11 protein-coding genes are annotated in these 9,841 nt (G+C 54.0%); 8 read left to right on the top strand and 3 right to left on the bottom strand.

Annotated features, from left to right (window positions below):
* Both K2184_RS13720 and K2184_RS13715 read left to right on the top strand, forming a co-directional pair.
* On the top strand, positions 1-581 hold a 581-nt coding region (locus K2184_RS13720), incomplete at its 5' end, for a sodium ion-translocating decarboxylase subunit beta (RefSeq protein ID WP_196548436.1).
* A 216-nt stretch (positions 582-797) separates the two neighbouring features.
* Positions 798-1,499, top strand: a complete 702-nt coding sequence (locus K2184_RS13715) for a hypothetical protein (RefSeq protein ID WP_023321687.1) — start codon at positions 798-800, stop codon at positions 1,497-1,499.
* A 26-nt stretch (positions 1,500-1,525) separates the two neighbouring features.
* Here K2184_RS13715 and degS read toward each other — a convergent pair whose 3' ends face one another.
* The 3 genes from degS to zapG form a co-directional block, all read right to left on the bottom strand.
* On the bottom strand, positions 1,526-2,587 hold the full coding sequence (gene degS, locus K2184_RS13710; protein ID WP_024274763.1) for an outer membrane-stress sensor serine endopeptidase DegS: 1,062 nt from the start codon (positions 2,585-2,587) through the stop codon (positions 1,526-1,528).
* Positions 2,588-2,673: 86 nt separating this feature from the next.
* Positions 2,674-4,041 carry a serine endoprotease DegQ gene (gene degQ, locus K2184_RS13705; protein ID WP_004106206.1) on the bottom strand — a complete coding sequence of 456 codons (1,368 nt, stop codon included), beginning with the start codon at positions 4,039-4,041 and terminating at the stop codon, positions 2,674-2,676.
* Positions 4,042-4,213: 172 nt separating this feature from the next.
* Positions 4,214-4,612 carry a Z-ring associated protein ZapG gene (gene zapG, locus K2184_RS13700; protein WP_004106204.1) on the bottom strand — a complete coding sequence of 133 codons (399 nt, stop codon included), beginning with the start codon at positions 4,610-4,612 and terminating at the stop codon, positions 4,214-4,216.
* Positions 4,613-4,802: 190 nt separating this feature from the next.
* Between zapG and zapE the strand changes: the two genes are divergently transcribed.
* The 6 genes from zapE (at position 4,803) to K2184_RS13670 (ending at position 9,809) form a co-directional block, all read left to right on the top strand.
* Positions 4,803-5,936, top strand: a complete 1,134-nt coding sequence (zapE, locus tag K2184_RS13695; RefSeq protein WP_004106202.1) for a cell division protein ZapE — start codon at positions 4,803-4,805, stop codon at positions 5,934-5,936.
* Between the two features lie 219 nt (positions 5,937-6,155).
* Positions 6,156-6,584, top strand: coding sequence for a 50S ribosomal protein L13 (rplM, locus tag K2184_RS13690; protein WP_004106200.1), 429 nt, complete (start codon positions 6,156-6,158; stop codon positions 6,582-6,584).
* 15 nt (positions 6,585-6,599) lie between these two features.
* Entirely contained in the window at positions 6,600-6,992 is a 393-nt protein-coding gene (gene rpsI, locus K2184_RS13685) for a 30S ribosomal protein S9 (RefSeq protein WP_000829815.1), read from the top strand.
* Between the two features lie 311 nt (positions 6,993-7,303).
* Entirely contained in the window at positions 7,304-7,942 is a 639-nt protein-coding gene (gene sspA, locus K2184_RS13680) for a stringent starvation protein SspA (protein ID WP_004106197.1), read from the top strand.
* Positions 7,943-7,945: 3 nt separating this feature from the next.
* A complete protein-coding gene (sspB, locus tag K2184_RS13675; RefSeq protein WP_024274762.1) occupies positions 7,946-8,434 on the top strand; it encodes a ClpXP protease specificity-enhancing factor in 489 nt (162 codons plus the stop codon).
* A 658-nt stretch (positions 8,435-9,092) separates the two neighbouring features.
* Entirely contained in the window at positions 9,093-9,809 is a 717-nt protein-coding gene (locus K2184_RS13670; protein WP_004106194.1) for a DUF1120 domain-containing protein, read from the top strand.
* The last annotated feature ends 32 nt before the right edge of the window (positions 9,810-9,841 follow it).

The raw sequence follows: 9,841 nt of genomic DNA, 5'->3' as shown, positions 1-9,841 counted from the left end.
TGAAGGCGCTGACCAGCGAGAAGGAGCGGAAAATCCGCATGGTGCAGCTGCGCACGGTGAGTAAGCGGGAAAAAATCCTCTTCCCGGCGGTGCTGTTGCTGCTGGTGGCGCTGCTGCTGCCGGACGCGGCGCCGCTGCTGGGGATGTTCTGCTTCGGCAACCTGATGCGCGAGAGCGGGGTGGTGGAGCGCCTGAGCGACACGGTGCAGAACGGGCTGATAAATATCGTGACGATATTCCTCGGATTATCGGTGGGGGCGAAGCTGGTGGCGGACAAGTTCCTGCAGCCGCAGACGCTGGGGATACTGGTGCTGGGGGTGACAGCGTTCTGCGTGGGCACGGCGGCGGGCGTGCTGATGGCGAAGCTGCTGAACCTGTGCAGCCGGCACAAAATCAACCCGCTGATTGGCTCCGCCGGGGTGTCGGCGGTGCCGATGGCGGCAAGGGTGTCGAATAAGGTGGGGCTGGAGTCGGACGCGCAGAACTTCCTGCTGATGCACGCGATGGGGCCGAACGTGGCGGGGGTGATTGGCTCGGCGATTGCCGCCGGGGTGATGCTCAAGTACGTGCTGGCGATGTGAATCGTTACCTTTCCCCGGATTGCGCCGTAAACGGCTTATCCGGGCTACCGGCCCGCAGACGGCTGTAAACCCGTAGCCCGGGATAAGGCGTCAGCCGCAACCCGGGGATTCTCCCGGAGGCGGCGCTTAACGCGCCTTGTCCGGGCTACCAGACTGCACGGACCCGTAGCCCGGTCAGCGCAGCGCCACCGGGAGATTTCCTATAAGGAGGCTTTGATGAATGAAACCATAACATTACGCCCCGAAAGCAGGGCATCGACAAAAGATGTCATTATCGATTACATGCTGGCATCAGTAGATGAAGTTGAACAACTGCAGCCCGCGCTTAACCTGTTAGCGCACCCATCGGTTGCCCGCGGAGGCCATGATTTTTTTGTCCATTGCTATGAGGCGGGTACGCAAAATAAAGCAGCTGAAACAGAACCGGCGCTACCTGATACGGTATTTCGGGACTCCACGCCGTGGATGCAAAGAAGTGGGCTGCTGTGTGCCGCAGCGGGTCATCTGGATGCCCGGGGGCTGGCGCTGACGCACAATCGTCTGTGCGACCTGGCCGGTCAGTATTGTGCCGGCGCGGCGGATGCCGATGCTGAAATCCGCAGCGGATTTTATACCGTGCGCAGCATATCGCTGCCGGTTTACCGGCGACTGCTGCGGGACAAGCATCCTCATGGCGTCTGCCTGCAGCAGTCGCTGCTGCATCTGCTGGCCTGGAAGAGCGAATCACCCTGGGCGCGGCAGCAGGCTCAACGGTTGCTCTGGCAGGGCGGCGTACTGGGTGATAACGGCGAATTTGCGCTGATGACGCTCGATGACGAGCTGCGGGAGCGGCAGTTTGCCTGGCCGGGGCTGTGGTCGCTGCTGGCCGTCACCGGGTTTCTGGCGAAATTCCCGGCCGGGCCGATTTTTGCTGATTAAATAGCGCTCCCCGTTCGGGGAGCCTGTTAGTTGGTCGCAGGATATTCCTGTACGGCGATATGCAGCGTAATTTTTTTATCGTCACGCATAATCACCACCGGAATTTCCGAGCCCGGACGGATCTCTGCGACCTGATCCATGGTTTCCAGGGCGGAAACGGCGGGTTTATCGTTAACCGAAATAATCACGTCATTGGCGCGGATCCCTGCCTGGGCTGCCGGGCCTTCCGGCGCCACATCATTGACTACAATCCCCTGCAATTGATCGATACCGCCGCCGCTCTGCGCGTGCAGCGGCGCAATTTCGCGGCCGCTGATCCCAATGTAGCCACGAATCACGCGGCCATCGCGGATCAGCTTATCCATAATCTTGGTCGCCAGCTGGAAAGGAATCGCAAAGCCGATGCCCTCCGGCGTTTCGCCATCGTTGCTTTTATCAAATGACAGGGTATTGATACCCATAAGCTCGCCCAGCGAGTTCACCAGCGCGCCGCCGGAGTTACCGTGGTTGATTGACGCATCGGTCTGCAGGAAGTTCTGGCGTCCAGTGGGGTTCAGACCGATACGCCCGGTGGCGCTGATAATGCCCTGGGTAATGGTTTGCCCGAGGTTGTACGGGTTGCCAATCGCCAGCACGACGTCACCGATATGCGGCACGCGTTTCGGGTTAATCGGAATAACCGGCAGACCGCCGCTGGCGTTGATTTTTAATACCGCCAGATCGGTGAGGGTATCTGAGCCGACCAGCAGCGCTTCAAAGACCCGGCCATCCTGCAGGGCAACAATAATCTGATCGGCATCGTTGATGACGTGCTTGTTGGTCAGAATATAGCCGCGCTGGTCCATGATCACGCCGGAGCCGAGCGTTAACTGATTATGACTGGTGCTGTTAAGGGCGCGGTTATAGACATTGACGACCGCAGGCGCCGCGCGACGGACGGCGGAATTATAGCTGGCGGGGGATTCATCCGCGCTATCGTATTGCGTGGTCGGCGAAAGCTGCCACTGGCGCAGGGAAGGCATGACGGCCAGCAGCAAACCGCCGACGATCAAACCGATAAGTATCGAACGTAAAAGCTTTGCAGGCATGATGCAGATATCTTTGATGGATAGACAGGCGAAGCATAACACGACTTGTCCGGACATCGCACTGCACGCGATGTCCGGAAGGCGAGTTAGCGCAGCAGTAGATAGATGCTTTCGCTGCCGCGAACGACGTTCAGTGCAATGACCGTCGGTTTGCTTTCGAGTACTTTTCGCAGTTCGGCAATCGAGCGCACGCGTTCGCGATTGAGGCCAATAATGATATCGTCCTTATGCAGGCCGGCCTGCGCGGCAGGGCTGCCTTTATCGACGTTATCAATGATGACGCCTTTGGTCCCATCCTTCATCTGACCGTCGCTTAACGATGCGCCCTGTAGCGCCGGAGCGATAAGCTCTGCGCTGGCGGAAGACGAGGTGCTCTTGTCCAGCGTGACCTCCACTTCAACGGGTTTCCCTTCACGCAATAGTCCTAATTTCACCTTGGTTCCCGGCTCGGTCGTGGCGATGCGTGAACGCAGTTCGGCGAAGCTGTTGAGCGGTTTGCCGTTCAGGCTGACGATAACGTCGCCAGATTTAACGCCCGCTTTAGCCGACCCCGAGTTTGGCAGGACTTCGCTAACGAATGCGCCGCGCTGGACGTCAAGATTCATCGCTTTGGCGATATCCGCGCTCATTTCCATTCCTTTAATACCCAACAGGCCGCGTTTGATTTCGCCAAACTGGATAAGCTGCTGAGAGAGGATTTTTGCCATATTGCTGGGAATGGCGAAACCAATGCCGACGCTGCCGCCGCCCGGGGCCAGAATGGCGGTGTTGATGCCAATCAGCTCGCCGTTGAGATTCAGCAGCGCGCCACCGGAGTTGCCGCGGTTAATGGAAGCATCGGTCTGGATAAAGTTTTCCAGCCCCTCAAGGTTCAGGCCGCTGCGGCCAAGGGCGGAAACAATCCCGGATGTGGCGGTCTGACCCAGGCCAAACGGGTTACCGACGGCGACGGCGAAGTCGCCAACCCGCAGCTTGTCCGAGTCGGCGATAGCGATTTGCGTCAAATTACTGGGCTTGAGGATCTGCAGCAGTGCAATATCGCTCTGCTCGTCGCTGCCGACCAGTTTGGCATCGAACTCACGCCCGTCGTTGAGCTGGACGCTGATCTTCTGGGCCTGATTAATGACGTGATTATTGGTCAGCACGTAGCCTTTTGCGGCATCAATGATGACCCCAGAACCCAGTCCTTCAAAAGGCTGCGCCTGCTCTTGCGGCGCGTTGTCGCCAAAATATTTTTTCAACTCTTCCGGCATATCCTGCGCGGGTGACGCGGTACCCTCAACCTGTACGCTCACCACCGCCGGCAACACTTTTTCCAGCATTGGCGCGAGGCTTGGCAGCGCGCCCTGGCCCGGAACTTGTGTCGGTAAAGACGCTGCTGCCGGAGGTAAGGCTGACAACGACAACCCAATGCTTAACGCTAACGCACTCAACAGCAAAGTTGGTTTATTCATTAGTTGCTGGCTCTCGTAACCTGAGGTGTATGGGAAACGTCCCGAATGGCCCGATGTTATTGAATTTTCGACCCGGTAACAACGTGGGCAATAGTTAAATTGTAGCTGGGATGAGAGGTTGAAACGGGCGCAGAGGGTGCGCCCGGAAAATATTTTTACTGGCGTTGCCGAATCAATCGCGCTTTACACCGCCGCGCAGCAGACCGGATGCGCCTTCAGAATAGTCGCGCGGCATCTGGACCGGAGCCTGATCGTTGCCCGCTTCGGACTCTTCCAGACGATTGCGGAACGGATTAGCGTCCGCCATGGTGTCCGGCAGGAGGTTGCTGGAGCTTTTCGCCATATGCTGATACAGCTGGCGGTAATCATGCGCCATGTTATCCAGAAGCTCGGCGCTCTGGGCGAAATGGCTCACCAGCTCTTCGCGGTACTCCTCCAGCTCTGCTTTATTCTTTTCCAGTTCAAACTGCAGCGCCTGCTGTTGGCGTAATTTACGATTGCCAAAACGCATCGCGACGGCACCGATAATGATGCCGACAACTAGCCCAATTAGCGCGTATTCCCAGGTCATGAACATCTCCCGTTGTTTTGTGGTTCCGTAGGGTGGCTATGAGGCTCTCCGCCTGCGCCCGATAGTGCCACTATAACCGCTAATTCCACAGAAGTGGAATCCTGGCGTATCATCACGTAGTGTAGAGCAGCCTTTTTTTCGTCAATCGTGAGCTACGGCATTACGGTTTTCAAGGAATAACAATTAGATCATGCAAAGCCTGTCCCCAACATCGCGTTACCTTTCCGCTCTCAAAGAGGGAAGCCATCAACCTGACGACGTTCAGCGAGAAGCGGTCAGCCGCCTCGATACGATTTATCAAGAATTGCAGAATAAACCTTCGGTAGCGCCGCAAACCGGCGGCGGTCTGCGGGCGAAATTCGGCAAGCTGCTGGGCAAGCGTGAACCCGCTGTCGAAACGGCCGCAGTTCGCGGTCTCTATATGTGGGGTGGGGTCGGCAGAGGGAAAACCTGGCTGATGGATCTGTTCTTTCAAAGTCTGCCGGGAGAACGTAAACAACGTCTGCATTTTCATCGCTTTATGCTGCGGGTACATGAAGAGTTAACCACGCTGCAGGGGCACAGCGATCCGCTGGAAATCGTTGCGGACCGTTTTAAAGCTGAAACCGATGTGCTCTGCTTTGATGAGTTTTTTGTCTCTGACATTACCGATGCGATGCTGCTGGGCGGTCTGATGAAAGCGCTGTTTGCCCGCGGGATAACCCTGGTGGCGACGTCGAATATTCCTCCTGACGAACTGTACCGTAACGGTCTGCAGCGCGCCCGCTTCCTGCCTGCGATCGACGCGATTAAGCAGCACTGCGATGTGATGAATGTCGACGCCGGCATCGATTATCGTCTGCGCACGCTGACCCAGGCGCACCTGTGGCTGTCGCCGCTGAACGCTGAGACCCGCCAGCAGATGGACAAACTGTGGCTGGCGCTGGCGGGCGCAAAGCGCGAGCAGATGCCAACGCTGGAGATAAACCACCGCCCGCTGCCGACGTTAGGCGTTGAGAACCAGACGCTGGCGGCTTCCTTTGCGACGCTGTGCGTGGATGCGCGTAGCCAGCACGACTATATTGCGCTTTCGCGTCTGTTTCATACCGTCATGCTCTTTGATGTGCCGGTGATGACCGGGCTGATGGAGAGCGAGGCGCGGCGCTTTATCGCCCTCGTCGATGAATTCTACGAACGCCACGTCAAACTGGTGGTCAGTGCGGCGGTTCCGCTGTATGAGATCTATCAGGGCGAGAGATTAAAATTCGAGTTCCAGCGCTGTTTATCGCGCCTGCAGGAGATGCAGAGCGAGGAGTATCTGAAGCGAGAACACCTGGCGGGGTAAAACCGGGTACAAATCACATAAAGGGGTCGATCTTTGACCCCGACTTCTCTATAATCTTGCGACCCCACGTTACGAGAAGGTTTTTTTCCCAAAACTTTCTATGTGCCGGCATAGGCTATTCGAAGGGGTAGGTTTGCTGGACAATGTCGTGTGAACCTCAACTGACTAAACGTTTGGGTGTTCACCAACGTGTAACTTATTTATTTGGGTAAGCTTTTAATGAAAACTTTTACAGCTAAACCAGAAACCGTAAAACGCGACTGGTATGTTGTTGACGCGACCGGTAAAACTCTGGGCCGTCTGGCTTCCGAACTGGCTCTGCGCCTGCGCGGTAAGCACAAAGCGGAATACACTCCGCACGTTGATACCGGTGACTACATCATCGTTCTGAACGCAGAAAAAGTTGCTGTAACCGGCAACAAGCGCGAAGACAAAATGTACTATCACCACACCGGCCACATCGGTGGTATCAAAGAAGCGACCTTTGAAGAGATGATTGCCCGCCGTCCTGAGCGTGTGATTGAAATCGCGGTTAAAGGCATGCTGCCAAAAGGCCCGCTGGGTCGTGCTATGTACCGTAAGCTGAAAGTTTACGCGGGTAACGAGCACAACCACGCGGCACAGCAACCGCAAGTTCTTGACATCTAATCGGGATTATAGGCAATGGCTGAAAATCAATACTACGGCACCGGTCGCCGCAAAAGTTCCGCAGCTCGCGTTTTCATCAAACCGGGCAACGGTAAAATCGTTATCAACCAGCGTTCTCTGGAACAGTACTTCGGTCGTGAAACTGCCCGCATGGTAGTTCGTCAGCCGCTGGAACTGGTCGACATGGTTGAGAAATTAGATCTGTACATCACCGTTAAAGGTGGTGGTATCTCTGGTCAGGCTGGTGCGATCCGTCACGGTATCACCCGCGCTCTGATGGAGTACGATGAGTCCCTGCGTGGCGAACTGCGTAAAGCTGGTTTCGTTACTCGTGATGCTCGTCAGGTTGAACGTAAGAAAGTCGGCCTGCGTAAAGCACGTCGTCGTCCGCAGTTCTCCAAACGTTAATTGTCCTCTGCTTATGCAGAACAATTTGCGAAAAAACCCGCTTCGGCGGGTTTTTTTATGGATAAATTTGCCATTTTCACTCTACAAACGCCCCATTATTACCACTTTTTCAGCATTTCCAGAATACCCTCACCACAACGTCTTCAAAATCTGGTAAACTATCATCCAATTTTCTGCCCAAATGCAGGTGATTGTTCATTTTTTGTTTGGATGATAAGCAAAAGTGATATCACGCAAATGGGGTTTTTACATCTGGCTGGCCATCCGTGGTCGGCAGCAGTACAAAATTCTGAATATACCTGGAGGTTTTCATGGCTGTCGCTGCCAACAAACGTTCGGTAATGACGCTGTTTTCTGGTCCTACTGACATCTATAGCCATCAGGTCCGCATCGTGCTGGCCGAAAAAGGTGTTAGTTTTGAGATAGAGCACGTGGAGAAGGATAACCCGCCTCAGGATCTGATTGACCTCAACCCGAATCAAAGCGTGCCGACGCTTGTGGATCGTGAGCTCACTCTGTGGGAATCTCGCATCATTATGGAATACCTGGATGAGCGTTTCCCGCATCCGCCGCTGATGCCGGTTTATCCGGTGGCCCGTGGGGAAAGCCGTCTTTACATGCAGCGTATCGAAAAAGACTGGTATTCTCTGATGAATACTATTCAGACCGGTACCGCTTCGCAGGCCGATACTGCACGTAAGCAGCTGCGTGAAGAGTTGCAGGCCATTGCGCCGGTCTTCACCCAGAAGCCCTACTTCCTGAGCGATGAGTTTAGCCTGGTGGACTGCTACCTGGCTCCGCTGCTGTGGCGCCTGCCGGTTCTTGGCGTCGAGCTGGTTGGTGCTGGCGCGAAAGAGCTTAAAGGCTATATGACTCGCGTATTTGAGCGCGACTCCTTCCTCGCTTCTTTAACTGAAGCCGAGCGTGAAATGCGCCTCGGTCGGGGCTAAATGATGGATGTATCACAGCTGACGCCTCGTCGCCCGTACCTGCTGCGGGCGTTCTATGAGTGGCTGCTGGATAACCAGCTGACTCCGCATCTGGTCGTTGACGTGACTCTGCCGGGCGTACTTGTGCCGATGGAGTATGCGCGTGATGGGCAAATTGTTCTCAATATTGCTCCGCGTGCTGTCGGTAACCTGGAGCTGGCGAACGACGAAGTGCGTTTTAACGCGCGTTTCGGCGGCGTGCCGCGCAATGTCTCCGTGCCGATGGCTGCCGTACTGGCGGTTTACGCGCGTGAGAACGGTGCGGGGACCATGTTCGAACCAGAAGCCGCTTACGATGAAGATGTCACCAGCCTGAACGATGAAGAAGAGCTGCCTGACAGCGAAACGGTCATGTCGGTGATCGATGGCGATAAGCCAGATAATCACGACGACGATCCGGATGATACGCCGCCGCCCCGTGGCGGACGTCCGGCGCTACGCGTTGTGAAGTGATATCAATAACAGGCCCTGCGGGGCCTGATTCATATATGAATTCATATGTGAATCAGACAGCATCCCCTATTCCAAGCGAAGCATGCCATAGCTATGCTTCGCTTTTTTTCATTTTATAACTTTACTGCTGGCGTCGAGCCACTTCTCCGTCAGGACAAAGTGTGTTTCTGCTGTGGGCTGGGTCTGCACAGATTATTTTGCTGTGCCCTATGGTCATCCAGCACAGGAGATAGGGTATATTAGATGAAATGGGAGTGTGAATTCATATTTTTCTGGGTTTATTTGTTGTAACTTTAATTAAGGTGTTTCTATGATGAATATGTGTTCTTATTTTACTATTGATGCCGTTTATTTATAAAGAGCAGATTAATTAACTGACCCGTGTTTTATTTAACTTACCTGCAATTCATTTACTATCTTCTTGTAATTGTTGAAGGTTTTTACTTTTTAAAATTTGCGATTATTTTTCTTGAGATTAGTCGTTCAATTAAGTAGATTAGCCGGCGGTGAGAGGAGTCTCTTTCATCATTACTTCCAGTGACTAATTCTTTTCTCAATAATTATTGAGGGGATGATTAGTGGCAATGATTTAATTGGATAAAGGATGTGCCGATATTTTTATTGATATCGGTCGTACGATACATTAAGGAAAATTGATATGTTCTCTAAAAAGTCGCTTTCTGCGCTATGCGTTTGCGCTGCTATTGTTTCTGCTGCGGGCGTTAATGCTGCTACGGATACTACTCTCACCGTTAAAGGAACCTTTGTTCCGGCTGCGTGCACCCCGGAGCTGAGCAACAGTGGTGTTGTTGATTACGGCTCTATGAACAACTCGGTTCTCGAAAAGCCGGTCAGCGGTAGCACCCTGGTTCAGTTGGGCAAAAAATCCATTACATTAACGGTTAGCTGCGATGCGGCGACCAGCGTGGGCATCGTGGCGAAGGATAACCGTGCCAGTTCTAAAGTTGAGATTTCAAGCTCGGCGTATATTGCTGACTATATCCCGGGGCAAAATATGACAACGGAATCTGCGGCGTTTGGCCTCGGTACCGTTAATGACATGAAGATCGGTGCTTATTCCGTTACGGCAATGAAGGATGGATTAACTGCTGATGGCGCGGCAGTGGATATGATCGTGAAAAATAGAGGCGGGGCAAATAGCTCGTGGGAGAATGCAAATAGCGGTGCTTTATATTACTCCGACGCTACCCGTATCGTTACCGTTGCTGAAACCGGCAAAACCACCCCAATGCTGTTTAAAGATTTAGTGATGCCGCTGGATATCGTTTCCGCCGTTCAGAACAATGGTGTACTGGGTGCCGGAACGCAAATTGAGCTGGATGGTAATGCCACGCTGAGTCTTGTTTATCTCTAATATTTATATGCTGTCCTTCTGAAATTCGGCCC

This window comes from Klebsiella sp. K5-306 (assembly GCF_051835185.1).
Lineage (GTDB): Bacteria > Pseudomonadota > Gammaproteobacteria > Enterobacterales > Enterobacteriaceae > Klebsiella > Klebsiella oxytoca.
This window is presented reverse-complemented; position numbering and strand designations above follow the sequence as displayed.

Bases quoted from the DNA above. Each gene is read 5' to 3' on its own strand.
- degS (WP_024274763.1), bottom strand. From the start codon at position 2,587: ATGCCTGCAAAGCTTTTACGTTCGATACTTATCGGTTTGATCGTCGGC.
- rplM (WP_004106200.1), top strand. From the start codon at position 6,156: ATGAAAACTTTTACAGCTAAACCAGAAACCGTAAAACGCGACTGGTAT.
- sspA (WP_004106197.1), top strand. From the start codon at position 7,304: ATGGCTGTCGCTGCCAACAAACGTTCGGTAATGACGCTGTTTTCTGGT.
- K2184_RS13670 (WP_004106194.1), top strand. From the start codon at position 9,093: ATGTTCTCTAAAAAGTCGCTTTCTGCGCTATGCGTTTGCGCTGCTATT.
- K2184_RS13715 (WP_023321687.1), top strand. From the start codon at position 798: ATGAATGAAACCATAACATTACGCCCCGAAAGCAGGGCATCGACAAAA.
- degQ (WP_004106206.1), bottom strand. From the start codon at position 4,041: ATGAATAAACCAACTTTGCTGTTGAGTGCGTTAGCGTTAAGCATTGGG.
- zapG (WP_004106204.1), bottom strand. From the start codon at position 4,612: ATGACCTGGGAATACGCGCTAATTGGGCTAGTTGTCGGCATCATTATC.
- rpsI (WP_000829815.1), top strand. From the start codon at position 6,600: ATGGCTGAAAATCAATACTACGGCACCGGTCGCCGCAAAAGTTCCGCA.
- zapE (WP_004106202.1), top strand. From the start codon at position 4,803: ATGCAAAGCCTGTCCCCAACATCGCGTTACCTTTCCGCTCTCAAAGAG.
- sspB (WP_024274762.1), top strand. From the start codon at position 7,946: ATGGATGTATCACAGCTGACGCCTCGTCGCCCGTACCTGCTGCGGGCG.